Annotated in this window: 23 protein-coding genes; 6 read left to right on the top strand and 17 right to left on the bottom strand. The window is 59.8% G+C overall.

The window, feature by feature from the left end:
* Positions 1-126: 126 nt before the first annotated feature.
* A complete protein-coding gene (locus PKE98_RS16500; protein ID WP_271196415.1) occupies positions 127-870 on the top strand; it encodes an SDR family NAD(P)-dependent oxidoreductase in 744 nt (247 codons plus the stop codon).
* Between the two features lie 145 nt (positions 871-1,015).
* Here the strand turns inward: PKE98_RS16500 and arsH are convergent, their stop codons facing one another.
* The 11 genes from arsH to PKE98_RS16555 all read right to left on the bottom strand — a co-directional run bounded on the left by arsH (position 1,016) and on the right by PKE98_RS16555 (position 12,840).
* The gene (gene arsH / locus PKE98_RS16505) at positions 1,016-1,711 is read right to left on the bottom strand and encodes an arsenical resistance protein ArsH (RefSeq protein WP_271196416.1); all 696 of its coding nucleotides are present in this window, start codon (positions 1,709-1,711) and stop codon (positions 1,016-1,018) included.
* 14 nt (positions 1,712-1,725) lie between these two features.
* Complete coding sequence (locus PKE98_RS16510) at positions 1,726-2,196, bottom strand: arsenate reductase ArsC (protein ID WP_271196417.1); 471 nt, start codon at positions 2,194-2,196, stop codon at positions 1,726-1,728.
* A 25-nt stretch (positions 2,197-2,221) separates the two neighbouring features.
* Positions 2,222-2,563 (bottom strand): metalloregulator ArsR/SmtB family transcription factor, encoded by a 342-nt coding sequence (locus tag PKE98_RS16515; RefSeq protein ID WP_271196418.1) that lies wholly within the window; start codon positions 2,561-2,563, stop codon positions 2,222-2,224.
* 171 nt (positions 2,564-2,734) lie between these two features.
* The gene (locus PKE98_RS16520) at positions 2,735-2,977 is read right to left on the bottom strand and encodes a hypothetical protein (protein WP_271196419.1); all 243 of its coding nucleotides are present in this window, start codon (positions 2,975-2,977) and stop codon (positions 2,735-2,737) included.
* Positions 2,978-3,064: 87 nt separating this feature from the next.
* Positions 3,065-3,976, bottom strand: a complete 912-nt coding sequence (locus PKE98_RS16525) for an alpha/beta hydrolase (RefSeq protein WP_271196420.1) — start codon at positions 3,974-3,976, stop codon at positions 3,065-3,067.
* A gap of 453 nt (positions 3,977-4,429) precedes the next feature.
* Positions 4,430-6,361 (bottom strand): pectate lyase-like domain-containing protein, encoded by a 1,932-nt coding sequence (locus tag PKE98_RS16530; protein ID WP_271196421.1) that lies wholly within the window; start codon positions 6,359-6,361, stop codon positions 4,430-4,432.
* Between the two features lie 278 nt (positions 6,362-6,639).
* Positions 6,640-7,917: an OprD family porin gene (locus tag PKE98_RS16535; protein ID WP_271196422.1), complete on the bottom strand. Its 1,278-nt coding sequence runs from the start codon at positions 7,915-7,917 to the stop codon at positions 6,640-6,642.
* A gap of 30 nt (positions 7,918-7,947) precedes the next feature.
* On the bottom strand, positions 7,948-9,282 hold the full coding sequence (locus PKE98_RS16540) for an MFS transporter (RefSeq protein WP_271196452.1): 1,335 nt from the start codon (positions 9,280-9,282) through the stop codon (positions 7,948-7,950).
* A 194-nt stretch (positions 9,283-9,476) separates the two neighbouring features.
* Positions 9,477-10,676 carry a formaldehyde dehydrogenase, glutathione-independent gene (gene fdhA / locus PKE98_RS16545; protein WP_271196423.1) on the bottom strand — a complete coding sequence of 400 codons (1,200 nt, stop codon included), beginning with the start codon at positions 10,674-10,676 and terminating at the stop codon, positions 9,477-9,479.
* Positions 10,677-10,758: 82 nt separating this feature from the next.
* The gene (locus PKE98_RS16550) at positions 10,759-11,838 is read right to left on the bottom strand and encodes a Rieske 2Fe-2S domain-containing protein (protein WP_271196424.1); all 1,080 of its coding nucleotides are present in this window, start codon (positions 11,836-11,838) and stop codon (positions 10,759-10,761) included.
* A 48-nt stretch (positions 11,839-11,886) separates the two neighbouring features.
* The gene (locus PKE98_RS16555) at positions 11,887-12,840 is read right to left on the bottom strand and encodes a PDR/VanB family oxidoreductase (RefSeq protein ID WP_271196425.1); all 954 of its coding nucleotides are present in this window, start codon (positions 12,838-12,840) and stop codon (positions 11,887-11,889) included.
* 283 nt (positions 12,841-13,123) lie between these two features.
* On the opposite strand from PKE98_RS16555, the gene PKE98_RS16560 reads away from it, so the two are divergent.
* Positions 13,124-13,597: a MarR family winged helix-turn-helix transcriptional regulator gene (locus PKE98_RS16560; RefSeq protein WP_271196426.1), complete on the top strand. Its 474-nt coding sequence runs from the start codon at positions 13,124-13,126 to the stop codon at positions 13,595-13,597.
* A 201-nt stretch (positions 13,598-13,798) separates the two neighbouring features.
* Here PKE98_RS16560 and PKE98_RS16565 read toward each other — a convergent pair whose 3' ends face one another.
* A complete protein-coding gene (locus PKE98_RS16565) occupies positions 13,799-14,161 on the bottom strand; it encodes a DUF5064 family protein (protein WP_271196427.1) in 363 nt (120 codons plus the stop codon).
* A gap of 242 nt (positions 14,162-14,403) precedes the next feature.
* On the bottom strand, positions 14,404-14,715 hold the full coding sequence (locus PKE98_RS16570) for a DUF7693 family protein (RefSeq protein ID WP_271196428.1): 312 nt from the start codon (positions 14,713-14,715) through the stop codon (positions 14,404-14,406).
* A 186-nt stretch (positions 14,716-14,901) separates the two neighbouring features.
* On the opposite strand from PKE98_RS16570, the gene PKE98_RS16575 reads away from it, so the two are divergent.
* Positions 14,902-15,285: a cupin domain-containing protein gene (locus PKE98_RS16575; RefSeq protein WP_271196429.1), complete on the top strand. Its 384-nt coding sequence runs from the start codon at positions 14,902-14,904 to the stop codon at positions 15,283-15,285.
* Positions 15,286-15,474: 189 nt separating this feature from the next.
* On the top strand, positions 15,475-16,062 hold the full coding sequence (locus PKE98_RS16580) for an REP-associated tyrosine transposase (RefSeq protein WP_271196430.1): 588 nt from the start codon (positions 15,475-15,477) through the stop codon (positions 16,060-16,062).
* A gap of 140 nt (positions 16,063-16,202) precedes the next feature.
* Here the strand turns inward: PKE98_RS16580 and PKE98_RS16585 are convergent, their stop codons facing one another.
* Entirely contained in the window at positions 16,203-17,522 is a 1,320-nt protein-coding gene (locus tag PKE98_RS16585; protein ID WP_271196431.1) for an MFS transporter, read from the bottom strand.
* 283 nt (positions 17,523-17,805) lie between these two features.
* On the opposite strand from PKE98_RS16585, the gene PKE98_RS16590 reads away from it, so the two are divergent.
* Together PKE98_RS16590 and PKE98_RS16595 are read left to right on the top strand one after the other, a co-directional pair.
* The gene (locus PKE98_RS16590; protein ID WP_271196432.1) at positions 17,806-18,900 is read left to right on the top strand and encodes a sugar diacid recognition domain-containing protein; all 1,095 of its coding nucleotides are present in this window, start codon (positions 17,806-17,808) and stop codon (positions 18,898-18,900) included.
* A 116-nt stretch (positions 18,901-19,016) separates the two neighbouring features.
* Positions 19,017-20,165 (top strand): glycerate kinase, encoded by a 1,149-nt coding sequence (locus PKE98_RS16595; protein WP_271196433.1) that lies wholly within the window; start codon positions 19,017-19,019, stop codon positions 20,163-20,165.
* 1 nt (position 20,166) lies between these two features.
* On the opposite strand, the gene PKE98_RS16600 is transcribed toward PKE98_RS16595, so the two are convergent.
* The 3 genes from PKE98_RS16600 to flgL all read right to left on the bottom strand — a co-directional run bounded on the left by PKE98_RS16600 (position 20,167) and on the right by flgL (position 22,737).
* On the bottom strand, positions 20,167-20,493 hold the full coding sequence (locus tag PKE98_RS16600; protein WP_271196434.1) for a tryptophan synthase subunit beta: 327 nt from the start codon (positions 20,491-20,493) through the stop codon (positions 20,167-20,169).
* A 267-nt stretch (positions 20,494-20,760) separates the two neighbouring features.
* Complete coding sequence (locus PKE98_RS16605; protein WP_271196435.1) at positions 20,761-21,801, bottom strand: hypothetical protein; 1,041 nt, start codon at positions 21,799-21,801, stop codon at positions 20,761-20,763.
* 21 nt (positions 21,802-21,822) lie between these two features.
* Positions 21,823-22,737 carry a flagellar hook-associated protein FlgL gene (flgL, locus tag PKE98_RS16610; protein WP_271196436.1) on the bottom strand — a complete coding sequence of 305 codons (915 nt, stop codon included), beginning with the start codon at positions 22,735-22,737 and terminating at the stop codon, positions 21,823-21,825.
* Between the last annotated feature and the right edge of the window lie 102 nt (positions 22,738-22,839).

Genomic DNA, 22,839 nt, shown 5'->3' on the forward strand with positions numbered 1-22,839 from the left:
CACCAACCTTGCAGTCAATTTAACCCCATAACTAAACAAGTATTTGTTATTAAACACTTTTCCAGCTGGCACGCTTTGTGATCAGGAAATGCCGCCACTTCCGGCCGTCTCTATAAAGTGAAGCCCATGAGCAATGAATTCAGCCAACGCCTTGCCGTTGTTACAGGTGCCAGTTCGGGTATCGGGCTGGCCGTGACCCAGCGCCTGCTGGAACGCGGTAGCCAGGTGCTGGCGATGGCGCGCCACACCGATGGCCTCGACGCCCTCGCTGAGCAGTTCGGCGACAACCTGGTGCTGTTGGCCGGCGACGTCACACGCCAGAAAGACCTGGCACGCCTGGCGCAGCGTGCCGCCGGCCTTGGCCCGGTGCATTATCTGGTGCCCAACGCCGGTATCGCGCAACTGGCCGATGGCCTCGATACCCAGGCGTTCGACCGTCAGTGGGCAGTGAACGGCGCCGGCGCGCTGAACACGCTGTACAGCCTGCGCGACCACCTCTCGGACACGGCGGCAGTGGTGTTCATCGGCACCTTCCTGCAGCAGGTGACCTTCCCCGGCCTGGCCGCCTACATCGCGTCCAAGGCCGCGTTGCGCGCCCAGGTGCGCACCCTGGCGGTGGAGTTGGCACCCCGCGGTATTCGCTTGAACATGGTGTCGCCGGGCCCCACTGCCACGCCAATCTGGAACACCCTGGGGTTAAGTGATGAAGCGCTGGGCAGCGTGGCCAGTTCGGTCAATCAGCGTCTGCTCGGCGGCCAGTTTCTCGAAGCCGGCGCGGTGGCCGATGTCATCCTGTTCCAACTGAGCCAGGGCGCACGCAGTGTGTTCGGTCAGGACTGGGTGGTAGACAGCGGCTACACCTTGCGCTGACCACCCCGCCGCCCTTTCGATCACCGGTGATGTCTTCGACAGCCAATCACCCGTTGTTGCCCATACCATGCGTGCAAAAACAGACGCTGCTGGATGGCGGATTGACCGCGATGGTGGCGCAGTTTCATGTGAACAAACTGCGCCCTCAAATCGAGCGCTGATTCACCCGTTGCGATAACGCCTCGGCCGACTCCTTGCGTTCGGAGTAGCGGTCCACCAGGTCGGGGCGGTCCCTTAGCAGCAGCGTGAACTTCACCAACTCTTCCATCACGTCCACCACACGGTCGTACAAGGCCGAGGGTTTCATGCGGTCGTGCTCGTCGAATTCCAGAAATGCTTTGGGTACAGAAGACTGGTTAGGGATGGTGAACATGCGCATCCAGCGGCCCAACACGCGCAGTTGGTTAACGGCATTAAACGACTGCGAGCCGCCGGACACCTGCATTACCGCCAAGGTTTTGCCCTGGGTGGGACGCACCGCCCCCATCGCCAGCGGCACCCAGTCGATTTGCGCCTTGAACACCGCTGACATGGCGCCATGGCGCTCTGGCGAACACCACACCTGGCCTTCGGACCACTGCATCAGCTCGAGCAACTCCTGCACTTTGGGGTGCTCGCTCGGCGCATCGTCGGGAAGTGGCAAACCCGATGGGTTGAAGATGCGCGTCTGGGCACCGAAATGCTCCAGCAGCCGTGCGGCTTCCTCCACCAGCAAACGGCTAAAGGAGCGTTGGCGGGTGGAGCCGTAGAGCAACAGGATGCGGGGGCGGTGCTGGCTCTCTCGGGCGTCGGCAATGACAGTGCTGAGCGCGGGATCGAGGTTGGGCAGATGGTCGGTCATAGCGTTTTCCTGGCTCAGAGGTTGCCTATTCGATCGAGTTCGCGCTGCAGATGGGCGGCATCCAGATCAGCGAACGGCAGGGCAAAAAACGCCCGGCAGCGGCGTTCGATAATGGCCAGCGTGGCGTGGAACGCGGCTTTGATTTGCGTCTCATCGCCCTGGATAGCCGACGGGTCTTCCAGGCCCCAATGGGCTTTCAGAGCCGGCCCGAAATAGACCGGGCATGGCTCGCCGGCGGCGTTGCCGCACACCGTGATCACGATGTCGGGCGGGCTGTTTTCAAAGGCGTCATTGCCCTTGCTGCTGAGCCCCGCGGTAGCGATTCCTGCTTCCTCCAACGTGACCAGGCTGCGCGGCAGAACCTGGCCTTTGGGAAAGCTCCCGGAACTGACAGCGTGAAACCCGTCCGGAGCCAAGTGGTTGAAAAAAGCTTCGGACAGAATGCTGCGGCAACTGTTCGCAGTACACATAAACAGGACTTTCATGGGCGGTTTCCTTAATGGCCGAGGGTTAGCAACAGGCGGCACGAACCGGGCGGTCGCCCATATGCTGCAAGCGCGTGAGATCGCCGGCCAGCCACTGGGCATTGGCCTGCGCGGTGGTGTGCAGTACGGCGTGGACCCACTCGGGCAGCGTCGGATTTACCCGGTAGTAAATCCACAGCCCCTGGCGGCGGTCTCGCAGCAGCCCACAGGCACGCAGTTGGGCAAGATGCCGCGACACCTTGGGCTGGCTTTCATCCAGCGCCTGCACCAGTTCGCAGACGCACAGCTCGCCCTCGCTCACCACCAACAAGGCGGCGCGCAGCCGTGTTTCGTCGGCCAAGCATTTGAAGAGCGCTTCAGGGGCCATCACGCAAACCCTATCCACATACGGGAAAACGAATATATGGAAAAACGCATATAGCGTAAAGCCTCAGTTAGAAAAGGAGGCACCAGCACACGCGCAACCCTCCCCGCCCACCGTTTCGATGGGGGGGAGGCTTGGGCGTTGAGTATTTGAAGGGGTTGACGCTGTAGCGGATCAGCTTTGGGGCATGACGATGGTGTGGGTGTGGAAGCCTTTGGTTTTCAGGTCTTCGATCAGTTGGGTGATATTCGGGCCGCCCATCCAGGTGTCGCCCAGGTGGTATTGCATGGTGCCGCTGGTGATTTCGTCCGTGCCCAGGTAGGTGCGGGCTTCCTTGGGTAGGTCTGACAGTTCAACACCAACCTTGGCGTAGACTTCCTTGCCGGTCGTTCTGTTGCGGAAGTGACTGGCTCTCATGGGTGTTTCCTTAAAGGCGATATGCCCCGGCACTGTAACACCCATGGGCAGGCACACAGGGTTTCCATGCGCGATCGGCTCAAGGTTTCAAGCGCTCAGGCGCCTATTGATCCAGCCGCGACTGTAGGCCAGCACCCTGTCTGCCATCGCCGTCGGAAAATGGATAAACCCATGGGGCGCCTCTGGCAACAGGTGGACCTCCACCGCCGCCGCTTGCTGCCAGCGCTGGGCGAGTTCGAGCGTGTCGTCGCGCAGCGGGTCCAGCTCACCGGTAAACATCAACGCCGGCGGCATACCGCAGAGGTCGCCGTACAGGGGCGATAACGGCGGCTGGCGGCGTTGCTCGTCGGTAAGGTCCGGCGTAAGCATCTGCAAGGCGGCGACCATCCCGGGGCCATCCAGCACCAGCGTCTGCGGCCCGGCCGTGCGTACGCTGGGTGTGCCGGTCAGGTCGTAAACGCCGTAATACAAAACCGCGCTGTTTACCCGCGCGAGCAGCTCGGGCCAGGCTTTCAGGCCCAGGAGCGTGGCCACGGCCAGATGCCCGCCGGCCGACTCGCCCACCACGACAACAGGCAGCCCTTTGAAAACGTCGCAGCTGTCACTCAGCAGCCAACGTGCAGCATCCAGACAGTCGGCCATTAATCCTTCAATCGGCGTGGACACCGCTAGCCGGTAGTCGACCGACACCACCGCCACGTTGCAGGCCCTGACCAGGGCGATATTCAGATCGTCGTTCATCTGGGCATTGCCGATCACCCAGCCGCCACCATGGAAGTCGAGCACCACGGCTTTGGCCTCACCCTGGGGGCGGATGATACGGACCGGCACCCTGCCCTCGCCCACCACCCTTGTTTCTGCGCGCAGCCCGTGGCGCGTCAGTTTGCGGTTGCCGCCCAATTGGCTCACGCGCAGCAGGCCTTGGATGGCCATGGGTGCAAGCCGGTTGCGAATGCGAAAACGCGGCAGCCAGGCAAGCGTTTTGTTAAAGCGCTGCACTTGGGCGGTTTCCTGGGGGGTTGCAGGGGGCAATTCGTGGGCGGCCAATTCAGGTGTGCTCGTCGGGGGTCTATGGGCTAAGAGGCCATAGACCGTGGGGCAGTTCCAATTGCCGTTGCTTGCACGCTGTAGTACCTCCCAGTTTCGGCCCGGGGGTGTCGATTTCGTCCGCCGCGTCTGCCCGCCGGAGCGGACATTTTTGCATTCGGTCCCGACCGATCAATGGCTGCTAACCAAACGGTCTCTCGCATGGGGGTATCAAACAAAATGCCGAGCGCACTGGCAGGGTGAAAAACCTAAGACTTCAGCACGTCAAACCCCAATCGATTACCGGGCTATCAGGTATGGCCTAGCCGATGCCTGGTTACCGGTGATGCGCCAGATGTGAGTCGCGTTGGGCTGGAGCATTCGCTCGCAGCCCAACGCGGTGATTGCAGTATTGAGTATCCGGCGTTATTGGCGCGCACCGGCTAATGGAAACTCACGCAGGCGAATCACCGAGGTCATTCGATACACCTCGGAGTTTGGTTGGCTCGCCAGCGCAGCCGGGCCCTGATCATTGACCACGTGCCAAATGCCACCATCCCCGGCGATAACAGAACTGCTGATGGATTTGAGACGAATGCCTCGAGTAGCAGGCGCTTCAATGGCACTGGAAGCATGGACGTTTTGCCCCATCACAAACAGCGTATAGATCGCCAACCCGGCCGCTTCGTGGGACCGGACATTCTTTCCCACTACATAGGACGCAAAGCCGTCTTTGCTGCCATTTTTCCAGGCTGCCTGGCTAGGCGGGTCATACGGCATTTCGCTCTGGTAAAAAATGGTTCTACCGCGCTCCCCATTCCAGATGACCTGGTTTTTCTGGTAGTGCTCAACAAAGAGCCCGAGCGCATTGACGTCGTCGCCGTTAACCACCAAGCCATGGTCAGCCTTGTTGGAGTCCCACCCCGCACCGGTGCCATGGTCGGCGCGCCACAACCAGGTGTGGTCAAGAATCACGTTGTTGTTATTGACCTCGATGCTGGTTTTGGCTTGGCCGAGCAGAGGCCCACCCACCCGTACAAATACATCGCTCACTGTGGTCGGGTCATGGGGCTCTCCGGCATAGCTGCCCTTCTCTCCTATTTTCAAAAGAACTTTTGAAGGGCTGGGACCTGCCTCAATAAGCAAACCGGAAAGCATGACGCCGGTGATGTTGCCCACCTCAATGGCGGCAGTGCCATTGCCCGCTACCAGCGAGGGAAAACCCAGGCCCAATATAACGGTGTCCGGACGGGAGACTTTCAACGCCTCGCTGAGCATGTAGATACCCGGCGTCAGAATGATATTTTTCCCATCGCGCAGCTGCCGGTTAATGGTCGCCGCTGTATCCGCGGGCTTGGCGATGTAAAACGTCTGGATGGGAAGTTGACGACCATCGCGCGAAGACACCGACCAATCGAAGCCTGAGGTGTGGCTCTTCACGTGGGGCACGTACACGTAGAAGTTGTTTTTTTCATTCACGTAAATAAACGGTGCCTCACGGGAGGCTGGTGTTGTGGGAAGGCTGGTGATGCTGCCCGGGTCAAAATCGGTGACTGGCGCACCATCCACGCCAGAGAACATATAGTTCACCGCGCGCCCGTCCCAATATCCGATGCTGCTGTTGCGCGTGTACCAATGGGCTTGAGCTTTCTGCACCTTGCCATCGCCGCTGATAACAGAGCCTTGCACTCGACTGTTGGCGATATAGGTGCCAAAGGCGTAAGCGCCGTATTGCCCTTTCAGTTGCAGGTCACCAAGCACATTGACGCGCCGCAGCGGTGCTGCCTGCGAGACAGCCCAGCGCAAGGTATAGGGCGGTGCCACGCCTTCGGGGTAAGGACGTTCAGCGTCTTTGCCAACCGGACGCTGGATGGGATTGATGGTGAGGTTGGTCAATGAGCGCCAGAACTGGGTGAGCGAATTGGACTCCAGGTTATCGTCCTGGGGGTTCCCGGCGGGGTTGTATTGAACAGGCTCAACATGCAGCGCGCCATTGATACGCACCTCTTCCGGTGAGCGCCCAAGGCCATAGATTGCGGTGTAATAGCCCACTTCAGCGTTGACGATACCAGTCGCTGTAGACGGATCATCTTTGCCTGCATCGCTGCCGTAGGTGCCCGGCATAAAAAATACGGCATGGCGATTGGTGCTGAATTCCGTTTCTTCGGAAAAGCGCTGCAGCGTCTGGTTAATCTGCGCAAGCGGTGTGGATGGCTTGAAGATAGTTACGTTCGGCCCGAAGTCCGGAACGCTGTCTTTTTTCTTTTGCTCTGCCGTAGTGGCGGCGACCGGATTGGCGACTAAAGCCGCCAACAGCCATGCGCCAGTTAGCGCCCTGGTGGTTAACTTATTGTTCATTCCATGCATCCATTTAATTAGATTTATTGTGGGTGGATATGCTTCAGAAACACGCTCCAACCTCGGCAAGGCGGACGGCGTTGGACAGGGGAAATTGAACAAAAACCAGCACGAGGGACTAATCGTTTTTGGATCTGCAAGGTATCGCCTGAGGGGATGAGTCAAACGTCAGCCATGCGTGTTCCTGCCCCGGTGCCCGGGGCAAAATAAACGTCATGAAAATGCCCAAATCAGTCACGGGTACTGACTCGGGCCAGCCCACTGCACGCGGTGATGAGCTACCAGAACTTCCAGGTGTAATCGATATTTATGCGGGTTTCATTGTCGCTTCGAAACGTCGCGGCCGGACTCAGGTTATTGCGATAGAAGTTTTGCCGTGCACGAAGAGCGAGCCCTTTGACGGGGCCTGACTGCACCACATAGGCCAATTCAAAATCTTTGGTGGACTCCGTCAGATTGCTGCCCCCCAGCTGTGGCAACTCAATGTTGCTGCCGTGAAGGTAACGAACCATAGCGGTCAAACCGGGTATGTCCTGGGCAGCAAAATCGTAGTCATAGCGAACCGCCCAGGTGCGTTCCTTGGGGTTAACAAAGTCGGCACTCATGGTGCCATCGCTAAGTACTACAGGCTCACCGCCAGCCAGATAGACCATCGCCGAGTCGCCGCTCTGTTGCATGTAGCCCACGCCAAGGCTGTGGCCGCCCAACTGGTAGGTGAACATGGCTCCGGCACTCAGGTTATCTACCCTGCCGGCTTCAGCCCGCCCATCTTCCTGGCTATTGAACAGGCGAATGTCGGTCTTCAACTTGCCTGGCCCCACCGGCAAGGTATGCAGCACGCCTGCAAAATCCTGCTTGTAGATGTTGTCCAACTCTACGTGGAAATAACGCAGTGTCAGGCTTGGCGACCATTTGTAATCCCCGCCGAGCAAATCGAATTTTTCCGACGTGGCCCCGGCGATGAACCGGCCATTGGGAGAAGCAATGTAAATCGGCTGATAGTCGGTGGAGTCACGAAGGTTGACCCTATCCATGCGCCCTAAATGCAGTGTCGCATCGGGTACATCCTCGGATATCAGGTAGGCGCCGCGAAAGGATTGCGGCAGCAGACGGGCCGGACTGGAGGCCAATACGGGCACGTTGGGAAACTGGGTTCCTACCGATACGCGCGTGTTGGACACCTTTGCTTTGAGGGCTGCCCCCAACTCCGAGTACGCTCCGCGCGCTTCCCGCGTCTTGGCGTTGTAGGCGAGCAGCTGGGTGCCCGTGCGGTCGGGCGATGAGTCCAGTTTAAGCCCCAGCATGCCGGTCAGGTCCAGCCCGAAACCAACTGGGCCCTCGGTATATCCGGAGTTGGCGCGAAGGATAAAACCTTGAGCCCATTCGCGCGCCGCCGCATAAGGCGTTTCGCCTTTGTAGTCTCTGTCGAGGTAGAAATTGCGGCTGGTCAGGGTGACGGTTGAGTCTGATACCAGCGCCGCCTGGGTAATTCCGGACAACAGCATTCCCGCAGTGCCCAGGCTGCACAGCCATGGGCTACTCATCAACACCTTCATAATGAAGTCCTGTTTTTATTATTGGAGGGTTCAGCCAGCAGTTGCCGGGCTCAATGAAGAAACAGAGCGGGCTTTAAGCCCCCAGACGGCCAGCGCGGCAAGCAGGAAGGCGCCGGCGAAAAGCACATACAGCTGCGCGGGCGTCCACTGCGCATCAATCAGTCGCCCCGCTACCAGAGGCGAAAGGATTGCCCCCGAGCGGCCGATGCCAATACCCCAGCCCAAACCGGTTACCCGTTGGGCAGCGCTGTAGAGAGTCGGGGTCAAGGCATACAGACCGGCCACGCAGCCATTCACAAACACGCCGATTGCCAGCGCAAGGCCGAACGCCAGATTCAGGTTGGAGGTGAACTGCACAAACATGGCAAGCAGGACGCTGTTGACCACCAGGTAGCCAATCAGAACACGAGATAATCTGTAGCGCGCGGCGAGCAGGCCGATGACCGCAGTGCCGACAATGCCACCAACGTTAAGCAGAACGCCGCCAGTGATGCCCTGCTGGTTGGACAACCCCGTCGACACCAGAAGTCTGGGGGTCCAGCTCATGACGAAGTAGAAGCCGAACATCACCAGAAAGAACGCCAGCCAGATGAGCAGCGTGGAGCGCAACAGGCCTGGGGAGAACAGCTCGGCAAAGGTCGTGCGCAGCGGCTGTCGAGCAGATGCTTGAACAAGCGGTAGCTGACTGATGGCGGCCAGATGCACGCGTCTGAGCAGCCGATTGATCTTTTCCAGGGCACCTGTTGGCTGCCGTGAAACCAGAAACAACAGCGACTCTGGCAACCAGAAATACAGCAGCGGCAGTGTCATCAAGGTCACGATGCCACCGTAAAGAAATACCGAACGCCAGCCCATCGCCGGAATAATCTGCGCCGCGATCAGGCCACCGATGGTGGCACCGAGCGCGTAAGCAGTGGATTGCAAACTGATGGCCAAGCCACGCCATTTCTTGCTGGCGTACTCGCCGGCGATCACATAACTGCTGGCTAACACGCCGCCAATTCCAAGCCCGGTAATCAGCCGTAATCCAGCGAGCATCTCCGGCGAGGACGCATGGGCTGATGACACCATGCCAAGCCCTGCCACGGTCACGCAGACCAGAATTAGAGGGCGGCGACCGAAACGGTCAGCCCAAGGCGCGATAAATAACGAACCGATGGCCATACCCACTAGGCCAGCGCTTAGCAGGTAGCCGAGTCGGGTACCGGTAAGTGCCCACTCGCTAGAGACGGAGGCTGCGGTGAACGCCATGACCAGCACGTCAAATCCGTCGAGCATATTGATCAGGAAGCACAGAGCGATCACCGCCCATTGAAACCCGACCATTGGTTTTTCATCCATTTGCTGCCCAATCGACTTATCCATGTCGGCTGCCTCCAAGATCAATTGCGAGGGCATTGGCCAAACGCTGGGCAGCCGAAGCCGGCCCGGATTCACGGGAGCGCAAGAGTTGCATAGCGATACCTTTTTATTTTTGTTGGAACGAACACACAAGGCGCCCTGCCTAGCACCCGGGCTGAGCGGTGAGATCAGCAGTTGATCTCACCACTGTTTCTCCATCAGGCCGCACTGAACAGTTTGTGTGGGTCGATCACAAACTTCTTCGGTACACCGGCATCGAACTCACCGTAGCCACGCGGTGCGTCGTCCAGGCTAATCACCTGTACACCCACGACTTCAGCGATGTTGATGCGGCCCCACATGATGGCCTGCATCAGTTGGCGGTTGTATTTCATGGTGGGTGTTTGCCCGGTATGGAAGCTGTGGGATTTGGCCCAGCCCAGCCCGAAACGAATACTCAGGCTGCCGAGCTTGGCTGCGGCGTCCACGGCCCCCGGATCTTCCGTCACGTAGAGGCCCGGAATACCGATTTTGCCGGCGACCCGCACCACGCCCATCAGCGAGTTGAGTACTGTGGCCGGCGCCTCGTGTTGTGCCCCTGCATGGCCATGTCCGCGCGCTTCAAAGCCGACGGCATCGACGGCGCAATCCACTTCGGGCTCGCCCAGCAGCGCGGCGATTTGCTCGTGAAGCGGTGTGTCGGTAGACAGGTCGGCAATTTCAAAACCCTGCGCCTTGGCGTGAGCCAGACGGATCGGATTGACGTCGCCCACAATCACCACGGCGGCACCCAGCAAACGTGCCGACGCCGCCGCAGCCAAACCTACCGGGCCAGCGCCGGCGATATACACCGAGCTACCCGGCCCTACCCCGGCGGTGACCGCACCGTGGTACCCGGTTGGCAGGATGTCGGACAGGCAGGTCAGGTCGCGGATTTTCTCCATGGCCTTGTCGCGGTCCGGCAGCTTCAGCAGGTTGAAGTCGGCGTATGGCACCAGCACGTATTCGGCCTGGCCACCGACCCAGTCGCCCATGTCCACATAACCGTATGCGCCGCCGGCACGGGCCGGGTTAACAGTGAGGCAGACACCGGTATGTTGTTCTTTACAGGAGCGGCAACGACCACACGCCACGTTGAACGGCACCGAGACCAGATCGCCGATCTTCAGGTGCTCTACGTCGCTGCCCTTTTCAATCACTTCGCCAGTGATTTCGTGCCCCAGCACCAGACCGACCTGGGCGGTGGTCCGGCCACGCACCATATGCTGGTCAGACCCGCAGATGTTGGTGGAAACGACCTTGAGAATGACGCCGTGCTCGATTTTCTTACCGCGCGGGTCCTGCATTTTCGGGTAGTCGATGTGCTGCACTTCGACTTTGCCGGCGCCCAGATAAACCACGCCTCGATTACCAGACATACACAATCTCCTTATTAGGTTGCGGCTGTTGCGGGATAAAAGACAGCAACCTGAGGCCAGCCCGGCCCAGGCCGCTGTGCACTCAACGAGCGCAGTGGCGAAGCTGCTCAATGATCTTGCGCGCACGGTTGGCGCCCACATCCACATGGATATCGATCATCGGGGGCGTGCCAAAGCGGCACATGTTTTGGTACTGAGCCTCGATGATCACTTTGTCTTCTTCGAAGGTCAGCGCGGTCTGCTCGACGACCTTGGCTTTGATCGCCTCATGATCGCTTTGCGGGTTGGTGGCGATGGTCCAGAAGTAGTGGCTGGTGGTTTCTGTTTCAGGGGTGACGCCATGGAAACCGCGCATATGAAAACCGCCGCGATCCGGGTTGCTCAAGGACTCAGTATTTGCATCGACAGCGCCGGTCCAGATGCGCAGGTGGCTAACGTGAAATTCAATTTCCTGCCAGCGATCTACTCGGTCTTTGAAGGGGTACGCGGCCACGTAGGTCGGCGGTGGCACAGAACCTGGCATATAACGAGTAACCGTTACCGTGCGGTCGTCGCTCTCGACCTTCATCTCTGCGTTCATATGGATGCTGGCGTTGCCGCCGATGGTGCGCAGGTGCACGTAGCCCAGGTGGCTCAAGTCCATCAGGTTGTCGTGGATAAGCTGGTACGGTGCGTCGTAGTGGTATACATCGCCATCGAAAATGTACTTGCCGCTGCTGTGCACCTCGTACGCCGGAGGCTCGCAGTTCGGCTCGGGGTGCTCACTGCTGCCGAACCAGATCCACACGATCTGATCACGTTCCTTTACGTGATACGCCGGCACCTTGGCCTTGCTAGGGATTTTGTCTTGCCCCGGAATTTCAATGCACTTGCCGTCACCATTGAACAGCAGCCCGTGGTAGCCACAACGAAGGCCGCGCTCATCCAGCGTGCCGTTGGAAAGCGGCAGCGCGCGATGACAGCAGCGGTCTTCCAGGGCCGCGACCTGACCATCCGGCGTGCGGAACAGCACCACCGGTTTGTTCAGCAAGGTGCGCCCGACGGGCTTGTCGGTGAGCTGCCAGCCGAGCGCGGCGACGTACCACTGATCCAGAGGAAAGGTGGGCACAGGCGCCGGTGCGGCGACTTCGTAAGCCAGGGATTCGCTGCCAGGGACATTCATAGTGTTCTCCCGAAATTCGAGTGGGGTCAGGGGCGGATTCAGAGGCGCTCAGAGGTCCAGGACCAGACGTGGGGTCTTGGCGCGTGAGCAACACGGCGTAAATTGGTCGTTGCGGGCGTGTTCGGCGTCGGTCATGAACTGGTCGCGGTGGTCCGGCGTGCCTTTCAGTACGCGGGTAATGCAGGAGCCACAGATGCCCTGCTCGCAGGAGGTTTCGATCTCGATACCGGCCTCATCCAGCACCTCGAACACCGAGCGGTCTGCGGGAATCTGCATAACCTTGCCTGAGCGGGCGAGCTCCACTTCAAAGGCCTGGTCGCCGTCGTGATCGATTGGGGCCGCAGCAAAAAACTCTCTATGCACGTGTTCCTCTGGCCAGCCCGCCGCCGCGGCGGTGGTGAGGATGTGGTCCATAAAGCCGCCAGGGCCGCACACATAGATATGCCACCCGGCCTGAGGGCGTTGCAGCAATGCGCTGGCATCGAGTTTGGACGGCACTTCACTGCTGTCATCGTGCAACCTCAGCCGGTGGGCAAACGTCGCGTTTTCCAGAGAATCGAGAAATGCCGCGCGGTTGCGGGAACGAAAGCAGTAATGCAGCTCGAAGTCCGCACCCTGCCGCTCAAGCTCAAAGGCCATTGCCATCATTGGCGTGATGCCGATGCCACCTGCTATGAGCACGTGTTTCTCAGCTTCAGCAGCGAGTGGAAACAGATTGCGTGGCTCACTGATTTGCAGTGTCTGCCCCTGCTCCACCTGCTCATGCATGGCCTGGGAACCGCCACGGGAGAGTGGATCCTTCAGCACGCCGATCAGATAGCGATGACGCTCTTGGGGTGGGTTGCACAATGAGTACTGGCGAACCACTCCAGATGGCAGATGCACATCGACATGGGCGCCCGCCGTGAAGGACGGCAACAGCTCGCCGTTGGAGGCATGCAATTCAAAACTGCAAATACCGTCGGCCTCGATAGCCTTGCGGTTAACTAAAACTTGAAGCATGAAACGACCCTCCACACCAAAGTGGCTGCAAAAAGCGAATAGAAATGGGTGAGCTAGCGCGCTCGCTCTAGGGAGGGCTGGTTACGGCTGGAGCCCGTCGCGCACGACAGGTAAAGGCGATACGGTTCATTGGAGCTACCTGTTACTTATTTTTGTAGGGGCGGCTGTCGCATATGATGCGAACAGCCCACGCACGGCGTGGCTGGAAGTAGAATCCAATCATTTAGTTGCGGTGTCAACTAGTTTGACTATGCCGTTTATCTCACTTTCAAGGCTCGTCTCCATGTCCGATACCGAAAAGCTGGACCTCAACCGCTACGTTCCAGCCATGCTCACGTTCCTGGCCAACAAGCTGGCTACCGGCGCCTCGATCAGCTACCGCAAGCATTTCGGCATTGGCGTTGTGGAATGGCGGTTGATCGCCCTGCTCGCCGTGGAGAGCAACATCACTGCCAATCGAATCTGCCAAGTCATCGGGCTGGATAAAAGCGCGGTCAGCCGTTCGCTCCAGTTGCTGGAAGCATCGGGTCGAATTTCGGGCCAGGTCGACAGCAAAGATGGCCGCCGCTACGCCGTCAGCCTGACCCCCGAAGGCAAGGCGTTGCATGACCGCGTGCTCAAAGTGGCATTGGAGAGAGAGCGGCGGTTGCTAAGCGATTTCTCGCCCGAAGAGGTTGACACCTTGGTGAACCTGCTGAGTCGGATGCAGGGCACGGTCGGGTACGTCAACGAGTACGAGCCGCCAGCATCTGCGTGATGGAGAAGGCTGGCAGAACATCGGCCTTACTGCATGGATGTGACGGGTCAGACAGCAAAGCACGGCTGCGATAGCTGGCGATTGAAACAGCTGCAAACGTCGAGAATCGGACTTGATCCAACCCCCAACAAAAAGCCGCCAAATTGGCGGCTTTTTTATACGACCCAGAACGCTCCAGTTCTCTCTAGTGGGCTACCCGGCTTACTCAAACAACTCCGGTTTGACGGGATCGCCCGGCTTCATATTCAGCTGGGCGCGCACGTCTTCGAACATAAGGTCGTAGTGCTTGTGCGAGGAGCCGATGCTGCTCAACGCCTTTGGCACGCCATATTTTTCGGCGATCTTGGTGACGTTGCTGGCGAAGTTATAGGCCTCATCCTTGGGCAGAAAAAACGGCTCGTTAAGGTCTTTACCTTCAATACTGCCGTGCAGGGTAAATAGCATGCCCTTGCCCAGTTTCGGGTCTTCGGAGAGCTTGTAGTCCAGGTACAGGTTGTAACTGACGTCGGTAGCGGTAAGCGCGTGGCGCTCGATGTGAAGTTGACCGGGCGTGAACGTAGCCACGTTTTTTCTCCTTAAGGGCACGTGCTGAACCAACAGCAGCAGGGCAGTAATGATGGGTTCTACGCTAGTTTGTTTTCGTGCGTTGTAAAGCCTTTGCTGCGCAGCTGCGTACCGGCTACTTGCCGCTATGGTCAACAATTTTCAGCCATGGCCAGCGCGCTTGGTAGCGCCTGGCTTTTTGCTCGAATAAATCGGCACGGGGTTGGTTATGGCGATGGCGAGCAAGCGGTCGGCGGTCAATGTCATAGCCCTTTGAGCAATCGTTCAAGCTGCTCTCGCTCCCAACGGCTCAGCAACTGAACAGGGTCGGTGCCGTGCCGCCCCCAGGTTTCTACACCGGCGCTGCGCCCATCCGGCGCGCTGCATTCAACGCAGTAGCCGGGCTCACCGCCCTCCTTGAACAACGTCAGGCGCCAACCCTCCACATCGATGGGTATGGGCCCGCAATGACAGGTGCTCCAGCAGTGCTCGCCCACACGGGTCATTACCCGCACACCCATCGCGATGTCTTTAAGCAGTTGATAGGCCTCGCGGGCGCTGAGGGAGGTGTGCATTGCGGGTGGTCCTGGCGGAGGGTTGTGCGCGGGAAGGTCGGCGGCGGGCAAGTCTGCGGCATTCTCTGGCCGCGTGCCACCGCGAAGCCTGTCGGCCTGGTTGACGGGCAAAACGGCGCACCTCTGACAGCGCAGACAGACACCCCCATGTCTCCCCCAGACAACTGCTCCCGGCCGGCCCGCTCTATGGTGGTGGCCCTTTTCCGCTACCTGGAGTTGCCCGTGGCCAATCCACCGATCACCGTTTTGCGCGATACCCAGCCCATGCCTGTTGTCGACGCCTGCAAATGGGAGCGCATCGCAGGCGACCCGCACACCGTAAACCTCAATGCCTACACCTCGGATGACGGCAGCAAAATCATGGGTACCTGGATCTGCACACCAGGCAAATGGCGGGTGGAGTACGTGAAGTGGGAATACTGCCACTTCCAGGAAGGCTACTGCATCATCACCCCGGACGGCCTGGCGCCAATTCACCTGCGCGCCGGCGATATCTTTGTGGTGGAGCCGGGCATGAAAGGCACCTGGGAAGTGGTGGAGACCGTTCGCAAGTATTTTGTGTTTGCTTGAGAGGGTGTATCGGCGGATATCCGCCCGACGCTTTGGTTAGACGGCGGACAGTAGGGCGAATATCGCCAAAGGCGATATCCGCCATTTCCTCCTACGAATGAACGGCACATAAGCCAGATATTACGGACCGTTTTCAGTGGGACATGGCAATAGACTCGCCTTTCCCACCAAGAACATGGACCGTTTTAAATGGCTAACTACCGGCGCGTATGGGTGCCTGGCGGCACACACTTTTTTACCGTCACTTTGCGTGCTCGCAGCTCGGACTTGCTGGTGCGCGAGATAGGATTACTACGCAACGTAGTAGCGGCCACCAAGCACCGCCATCCCTTTCGAATAGAAGCCTGGGTCGTGCTCCCGGATCACATGCATTGCATGTGGACGCTACCACCGGGCGACTGTGATTTTGCGACTCGCTGGAAAGTCATCAAATCGAACTTCAGTAAACAGATCAGTAGAAGCGAACCTCTAACTCCGGCCCAACAACGACGTGCGCAGCGCGGGATATGGCAGTCGCGGTACTGGGAGCATCTCATTCGCGACGTTGCGGATTACCAGACACACTATGACTACATCCACATCAACCCGGTAAAACACGGGCTGGTTGGCACAGTGAAAGAGTGGCCTTACTCGTCCTTCCATAGAGCGGTTGCCAGCGGAATCTACCCTTTGGAATGGGCGGGGAATGACATCTTGGATGAGATAGAGATCGGCGAAACGGCGGATATCCGCTCTGCGGATATTCGCCCTACGACTCGGTTAGACGGCAGACGGTAGGCGATAGGCGGATATCGCGGAGGCGATTTCCGCCGTCTGGGGCAACCGCGAGAACGGCGGATATCCGCTTCGCAGATGTTCGCCCTACCCGATCGGCGGTATTTGGATTGTCCGCGCTGGTGTAACGGCGAACATTCGCCCTACACCGCAGCCCCCGCTTTCACCGGCCGACTAACCCGCAACGCCACCAAGCTGCCGACCACGGTCAAGGCCGCCAGGCTATACAGCGCCACATCGGTGGAGCCGGTCTGGTCTTTGATCCAGCCGACGATGTAGGGGCTGAGGAAGCCCGCCATCTGGCCAATGGAGTTGATCAACGCCAACGCCGCCACCGCCACACTGGCGCTGAGGAAGGCGGTCGGCAGCGGCCAGAACATGGGCAAACCGGTGAGTGCGCCCATGGTGGCGATGGTCAGGCCGAGAATGGCGATGACCGGCACGGTGGCGAAGTTGGCAGCAATCACCAGGCCGATGGCGCCCATCAGCATCGGAACTACCAGGTGCCAGCGGCGTTCGTTGCGCAGGTCTGCCGAGCGGCCCACCAGCAGCATGAACACACCGGCGGCCAGGTACGGCACGGCGCTGATCCAGCCAATCACCAGGGCGTCGCTAAAGCCCAGGTTCTTGATGATCGACGGCAGCCAGAAGTTGATGGCGTACACGCCGCTCTGGATGCAGAAGTAGATAAAACCCAGCACCCAGACAAAGGGCATGGTCAATACGGCCAGCACCGAGGTATTGGCCTGTACCGGGCGGTTGCGGTCGTCGAAGGCGATATCGGCCGCCACGCGTGCCCGTTGTTCAGGGGTCAGCCAGCGCGCGCTTTCGGCGTTGTCGCACAGCAGCCAGAACGCCAGCACACCCAGCAGCACGGTGGGCAGACCTTGAATCAAAAACATCCACTGCCAGCCAGCGAGGCCCGCGTGGCCGGCGGCGAAGTGGTTGAGAATCCAGCCGGAAAACGGTCCGCCCAACAGCCCCGATACCGGAATGGCCGACATAAACAGCGCCATGATGCGGCCGCGGCGCTGGTTGGGGTACCAGCGCGAGAGGTACAGCACGATGCCGGGGAAGAAGCCCGCTTCGGCCATGCCAGTCAGAAAGCGCAGCACGTAGAACTCCATCGGCGTGGTGACAAACAGCAGGCAGGTGGAGAAAAAGCCCCAGGTGATCATCATCAGGCCGATCCAGCGGCGCGGGCCGAAGCGACTCAGCGCCAGGTTGCTGGGCAACCCGCACAGCACATAGCCGATAAAGAAAATACCGGCGCCAAACCCGTAGATGGTTTCGCTGAAATTCAGGGCATCGAGCATCTGCAACTTGGCAAAGCCAACGTTTACCCGGTCCAGGTAGTTGAACAGGTAGCAGATAAACAGGAAGGGAATCAGGTGCAGGGTGACGCGACGGTAGACGGAGTCGCCTTCAACGTCGCCCACGTCCTTGATTGAAGGGTTGGGCATGGGGTCAATCCTCTGTGCTTGTTGTTGTAATAACTGCGTTAAGCGGTGCCGCCTGATGACGGTGTGGTGCGGTTCGAGCTTAGTGTTTTGGCCACGCCAGCGCTTTGGGGCCTTGCACCCCTTTAGCGGCTATTTTCTGTGACTTCGCACAAATTCAGCGTCGTTACTTCAGAAAAACCCACGATAAAGCAGCATCACAGCCAGCGCCTTTGGGCGCAGTGACAATTTGACGCTACAGCTGTTGTATCGTTGCCCAATCGTTTTCCCGGTCAGGATGCCCTGCATGTTCGAACTCACCCACCAACTGGCGCAGAACATCGTGGACCGCGCGATGGCCATTCTTCCCTACAACGTGAATGTGATGGACAGTCAGGGGCTGATCCTTGCCAGCGGCGAGCCCAACCGTATCAACACCCGCCACGAAGGCGCGCAACTGGTGCTGGCCAACCACCGCATTGTGGAGCTGGACGAACAGGCTGCCCGCACTCTCAAGGGGGTGCAACCCGGCATCAACTTACCGTTGATGCACGATGAACAGCTGATTGGCGTTCTGGGCATTTCCGGCGACCCGCAGGCCCTGCGCACCTACGCCGAGCTCGTGCGTATGACTGCGGAAATGCTGGTGGACCAGAGCCGTATCCAGGCCGAACAACAATGGCGCAAAACCCGCTGCGATGACCTGCTGGCGGTCATGCTGGGGGAAACCGGCGGCTCGCAACGGCTGATCGACGAAGCCCACCAGTTGGGCCTGAAACCGCATTTAAGTCGCACCCCGCACCTGATCGAAATTGCCGACGGTCAGAGCTCTGCCGAGCTGGCGGACTGGCTGCGCAGCCATTACACCGACAGTTGGTGCAGCACCCCGGCGCCACACACCGTGCTGTGGTGCTGCCCCATCGCCATCGACCCGCAGCGCTTCGCCGAGCGCCTGAAAAGCCAAGGCTGGAACCTGCAGCGCATGGCATCGGGTATGCCCTGTGTAGATGTGCACGCCCTGCGCCGCTGCTGCCACCGGATTGCCGAATTGCTGGCGTATGGGCAGGCGGTAAAACCCTATCGCCTGTTTCTGTCGCTCACCCGCTGCCGCTTGCCTACGCTGCTGTGGACCCACCGGGCCGAAGACACCCTGGGCGAATTGTTGGTGCCGCTGCACAACATCGTCGCCCGTGACGGCAATGGCCAATTGCTGCGCACGTTGCGCAGTTGGTGTGAACACAATGGCCAACCGCAGGCCTGCGCCGATGCCCTAGGTATTCACCGCAACAGCCTGCGCTACCGTATGGAACGTATTGCCGAACTGACCGGCAAAGACCTCAGCCGCCTGGACGACTTGGTGGAGCTGTACCTGGCCGTGCAACTGATGCCCAGCAGTGGCTGATTTTTGTCTGCTTGCACAAACCGCGTCACGCCACCTTGTGTCACTGGCCAAAGCGCAACGCCGTTGCTGCGTGCCAGCATGATCGTTTTTAAATGCCTGAATTGCCGGAGCCTGTTATGAAAATCGTCATCGCCCCCGACTCCTTCAAAGACAGCCTGGGTGCCGCCGACGTAGCGGCCGCACTGGCGCTTGGTTTCAAGGATGTCTGGCCCGACGCCGAGCTCGTGCAGTGCCCCATGGCCGACGGCGGCGAAGGCACGGTGGATGCCATTCTGGCCGCGCTGCACGGCGAAGCACGCAGCACCCTCGTCAGCGGCCCGCTCGGCCAGCAGGTAAAAGCCCGCTGGGGTTGGCTGCCGGACTCGCGCACGGCGATTATCGAAATGGCCGAAGCCAGCGGTTTGCAGTTGGTACCGGTGGAGCTGCGCGACGCGCGTTTCAGCTCCACCCGTGGCACCGGCGAGTTGATGCTTGCGGCCCTGGATGCCGGCGCACAAAAAGTGATTCTGACCATCGGCGGCAGCGCCACCAACGATGGCGGCGCCGGCATGTTGCAAGCCCTCGGCGCAAAACTACTGGACGCTGGCGGCCACCCTATCGGCCCTGGCGGCCTGCCGCTGTCGGTGCTGACCATTCTCGATATCAAACACCTCGACCCACGCCTGGCCGATGTGCAGGTGGAAGTCGCCGCCGATGTGGATAACCCGCTGTGCGGCCCCCACGGCGCCTCGTTCACCTTCGGCAAACAGAAAGGCGCCAGCCCCGAGCAGATCAAACAGCTGGATGCCGCCCTCGCCCACTTCGCCGATGTCGCCGCTGTGGTGCTGGGCACCGACCGCCGCGACGAACCCGGTGCCGGTGCAGCCGGAGGGATTGGCTTTGCCGCCAAGGCGTTTTTGAACGCGACGTTCCGTCCGGGCGTGGAGGTGGTGGCGGAGCTCACCGGCCTTGCGGAAAAAATGCACGGCGCCGATCTGGTGGTAACCGGCGAAGGGCGCTTCGATGCGCAAACCTTGCGTGGCAAAACCCCGCTGGGCGTAGCACGGGTGGCAAGGCAGTTCGAGTTGCCGGTGGTGGTGGTGGCGGGCACCTTGGGCGAAGGTTATGCCCAGCTGTACGAGGCCGGCATTCAGGCCGCCTTCTCGCTGGCCCACGGCCCCATGACGCTGGAAGAAGCCTGCCAGCAAGCCCCGACGCTGTTGCGTGAGCGGGCCCGCGATATCGGGCGGTTGTTACAGGTAGGCCTGGGGCTTGAAACCCGCTGACCTATTCCAGGTCAGGGTGATCGGAAATGCCTTCCAGATCAGCGCGGGCAATGGCGCGCTGGTCGAGTTTCTGGCGGGCAGCAAGGGGCAGGTCGGTGTAGCTGATCAGGCCTTTTTCCACCAGCACGCTAACCACGTCTTCGAGCACACGAATCAGGGTCCAGTCCGACTCCTTGAGAATTTCCAGCTTGGCCTGCACCTGCAGCTTGGTGTTCAGCCAGGTTTGCAGCTCTTCGCTTTCCACCGCCATGCTGGCGCTCATCTCGGGAAACGGCTCTTGCTCGACGCGCAGTAACTTTCCGTGTTCGTCGCGCTGGATGTAAACCATAGTGGCCTCTCTGTGAAAAACAGTGCGCGGCGCCAGGCAGAATTGGTACGCACGAAACGCAATTGCGCTGAGCATAATCCGAGTAAGCGTTAGAAGAAAACCCAGGTTTCCCGGGATCTGGCCATTACGCGCTCGAATGTCCCAGGGATGTAAACCCTTGGGCGAAATTGACCGTTTGGTTGAGCGTTTTTGCCCCCACCCGTACCAGGTGCAGAGGCCGCGCATACAAGCGCGCAATCGGTGCGGCATACCTCCCCCCGAAGTGGTTCAAGACAGCAGGCTGACCACGGCAAAACGGCTGATATTGGCCTGGGCGACCACGGTCTGGGTGACGGCGGCATAACTGGCAGGCGAGCGATTGACCATATTGAACGCGGAGCTGGCGTAGTCGGCGGCCCACTGCTTTTCATCGTTATTGGCCTGGCGCGCGAGGAAATCGCGAATCTCCTGCTGACGATGGCTGAGCTGGTCTCGAATGGCCCCCACCTTGTCCAGCGCCGCCACCACCGAGTCCAACACCCGCCGCAGTTCGCGCTGGCTGTCGGCCGTTACGTCGGCGGGAAAATTGAACAGCTGATCATCCTGGCTTTGCACCGGCTGGTACGTACCTTTGGCAAACAGCTTGCCCTCGCCCTGCACTGCCAGCTGCGGTTTTAGGTTTTGCCAATCGCTTTCGCGCGCCGAGAATTTCAGCTCGCCGCTCTGCGAGAGTTCTGCCCGCACACCAATCTGCCCGAGGCTGACATTGAAACGGCGCAATACCTGCTCGCCGCTCATGTTGTCATCGAGCACCACCGCAATCGGCTCGGACGACTGCCGCCCGGCGCTGAACAGCAAGGTTTCCTTGCCCGAATCCTGAATGGCCGCGAGCGAGTCCAGCCCGCTTACGCTGAAGCGACTGCGCAACGGTTCGTTCAGGCGCAGCTTGAGCGTGCTGTCCAGGGTGCCGCCGGAACGCTCGGCTCGCTCGGCCAGCAGTTGATTCACCTGCTGCATGGCCTGTTGCAGGCCTTCCTTGTCAGCACCCTGAGCCGCGCTGATTTCGCGGCTCAGGTTGATTTTCAGCTGACGCAGGCGGCTGCTCAGTTCATCCAGATAGCTTTCGGCCGACTGCATGCTCGACAGTTGCTGGTTCAACTGCAGGTTGAAACTCGCGCCTTTACTGCGCGTACGCTCGCTGGCCGGCGCCTGGGTGGCAGCAGGCTCGGCCTTGCCGGCCGTGGGCAGCGGCGTGTCACGCAACACCGCCTGGCGGCGCTCCTGTGGATCAAGGGCGGCAATGGCCGTTAACGGCTTTTCAACCTTCATGGCAGGTCTCGTTCAGGCGAATTACAGGAGGTCGAACAGCGACAGTTCGTTGACCGTCAGGTAGGTCTTCTGCGTCGCCTGCAAGGCCAGTTTGTAGTTCTGCAAATCGATGCTGGCGCCGGCGTAATCCAACCCGGCCAGCTCGCCATCGATCTGGTTGTTTACCAGCGACACATCCTGGTTGCTGTCGTTGAGCAGCGTCAGGGTGTTCTGCCGCCCGCCGAGCTCAGTGATGCTGCCGAGCACGTCGCCATGGGTGGCATCGAGCTGGGTAATGGCATCGCGAATCTGTTGCACGGTGGCCGGGTCGGTGCTGTCCAGCGCCGGGTCCTTGAGCAGGTTGACCACGCTGTGCAGGTTGTTCAGAAAATCCATACCGGTGCCGAATACGCCGGCAATGGCGACGTTTTCCTGCACCAGCACACCGTTGGCCACGGCGGCCTGACGGGTCTTGTCGTTGCCATTGGCGCTGTAGGTTTCGGTGGCGCTGTCGTACACCACGGCCGGGCGATCGGTGAGCGTGCCGGAGAACAGATAACGCCCCTCCTCGTCACGCACATTCAGGTAACTGAGCAGCGTACTTTCCAGGCTGGAGAGTTCGCTGGCCATGGCATTCAGGTCTTTCGAGGTGTTCGAGCCGTTGGCCGCCCACAGCAGCAGGTCACGCGCTTCGATCATGGTGTCGGAGGTGCTTTGCAGGTTGGTTTCCTGAATCGACAGGTTGCTCGACACGTTGGTGATGTTTTTGCCGTACTGGGTCAGGCTCGCCTCGGCGCGCTGAATACGCAGCAAGCGCACACTGGCCACCGGGTCGTCCGAGGGTTTGAGAATGCGCGTGCCATCGGACATTTTCTGCATCAGCTCGGCCATCTCTGCAGAATTGCGGTTCATGGAGCTGAGCATGGTGGCAGCGGTCTGCGAGTTGGTAATGCGCATAAACACTCTCGTCTTTGTAGGGCTACACATGTAGGGCGAATATCGCCGCAGGCGATATCCGCCGTTACGCCGATGGAACGGCGCTCGAAGTTCAACAGGTAT

It is taken from the genome of Pseudomonas turukhanskensis, assembly GCF_027922365.1.
Lineage (GTDB): Bacteria > Pseudomonadota > Gammaproteobacteria > Pseudomonadales > Pseudomonadaceae > Aquipseudomonas > Aquipseudomonas turukhanskensis.

What these genes read in the sequence shown, in the direction of transcription:
- PKE98_RS16500 (WP_271196415.1), top strand. Translation starts at nt 127, where the DNA reads ATGAGCAATGAATTCAGCCAACGCCTTGCCGTTGTTACAGGTGCCAGT.
- arsH (WP_271196416.1), bottom strand. Translation starts at nt 1,711, where the DNA reads ATGACCGACCATCTGCCCAACCTCGATCCCGCGCTCAGCACTGTCATT.
- PKE98_RS16510 (WP_271196417.1), bottom strand. Translation starts at nt 2,196, where the DNA reads ATGAAAGTCCTGTTTATGTGTACTGCGAACAGTTGCCGCAGCATTCTG.
- PKE98_RS16515 (WP_271196418.1), bottom strand. Translation starts at nt 2,563, where the DNA reads ATGGCCCCTGAAGCGCTCTTCAAATGCTTGGCCGACGAAACACGGCTG.
- PKE98_RS16520 (WP_271196419.1), bottom strand. Translation starts at nt 2,977, where the DNA reads ATGAGAGCCAGTCACTTCCGCAACAGAACGACCGGCAAGGAAGTCTAC.
- PKE98_RS16530 (WP_271196421.1), bottom strand. Translation starts at nt 6,361, where the DNA reads ATGAACAATAAGTTAACCACCAGGGCGCTAACTGGCGCATGGCTGTTG.
- PKE98_RS16535 (WP_271196422.1), bottom strand. Translation starts at nt 7,917, where the DNA reads ATGAAGGTGTTGATGAGTAGCCCATGGCTGTGCAGCCTGGGCACTGCG.
- PKE98_RS16540 (WP_271196452.1), bottom strand. Translation starts at nt 9,282, where the DNA reads ATGGATAAGTCGATTGGGCAGCAAATGGATGAAAAACCAATGGTCGGG.
- fdhA (WP_271196423.1), bottom strand. Translation starts at nt 10,676, where the DNA reads ATGTCTGGTAATCGAGGCGTGGTTTATCTGGGCGCCGGCAAAGTCGAA.
- PKE98_RS16550 (WP_271196424.1), bottom strand. Translation starts at nt 11,838, where the DNA reads ATGAATGTCCCTGGCAGCGAATCCCTGGCTTACGAAGTCGCCGCACCG.
- PKE98_RS16555 (WP_271196425.1), bottom strand. Translation starts at nt 12,840, where the DNA reads ATGCTTCAAGTTTTAGTTAACCGCAAGGCTATCGAGGCCGACGGTATT.
- PKE98_RS16560 (WP_271196426.1), top strand. Translation starts at nt 13,124, where the DNA reads ATGTCCGATACCGAAAAGCTGGACCTCAACCGCTACGTTCCAGCCATG.
- PKE98_RS16570 (WP_271196428.1), bottom strand. Translation starts at nt 14,715, where the DNA reads ATGCACACCTCCCTCAGCGCCCGCGAGGCCTATCAACTGCTTAAAGAC.
- PKE98_RS16575 (WP_271196429.1), top strand. Translation starts at nt 14,902, where the DNA reads ATGGTGGTGGCCCTTTTCCGCTACCTGGAGTTGCCCGTGGCCAATCCA.
- PKE98_RS16580 (WP_271196430.1), top strand. Translation starts at nt 15,475, where the DNA reads ATGGCTAACTACCGGCGCGTATGGGTGCCTGGCGGCACACACTTTTTT.
- PKE98_RS16585 (WP_271196431.1), bottom strand. Translation starts at nt 17,522, where the DNA reads ATGCCCAACCCTTCAATCAAGGACGTGGGCGACGTTGAAGGCGACTCC.
- PKE98_RS16590 (WP_271196432.1), top strand. Translation starts at nt 17,806, where the DNA reads ATGTTCGAACTCACCCACCAACTGGCGCAGAACATCGTGGACCGCGCG.
- PKE98_RS16595 (WP_271196433.1), top strand. Translation starts at nt 19,017, where the DNA reads ATGAAAATCGTCATCGCCCCCGACTCCTTCAAAGACAGCCTGGGTGCC.
- PKE98_RS16600 (WP_271196434.1), bottom strand. Translation starts at nt 20,493, where the DNA reads ATGGTTTACATCCAGCGCGACGAACACGGAAAGTTACTGCGCGTCGAG.
- PKE98_RS16605 (WP_271196435.1), bottom strand. Translation starts at nt 21,801, where the DNA reads ATGAAGGTTGAAAAGCCGTTAACGGCCATTGCCGCCCTTGATCCACAG.
- flgL (WP_271196436.1), bottom strand. Translation starts at nt 22,737, where the DNA reads ATGCGCATTACCAACTCGCAGACCGCTGCCACCATGCTCAGCTCCATG.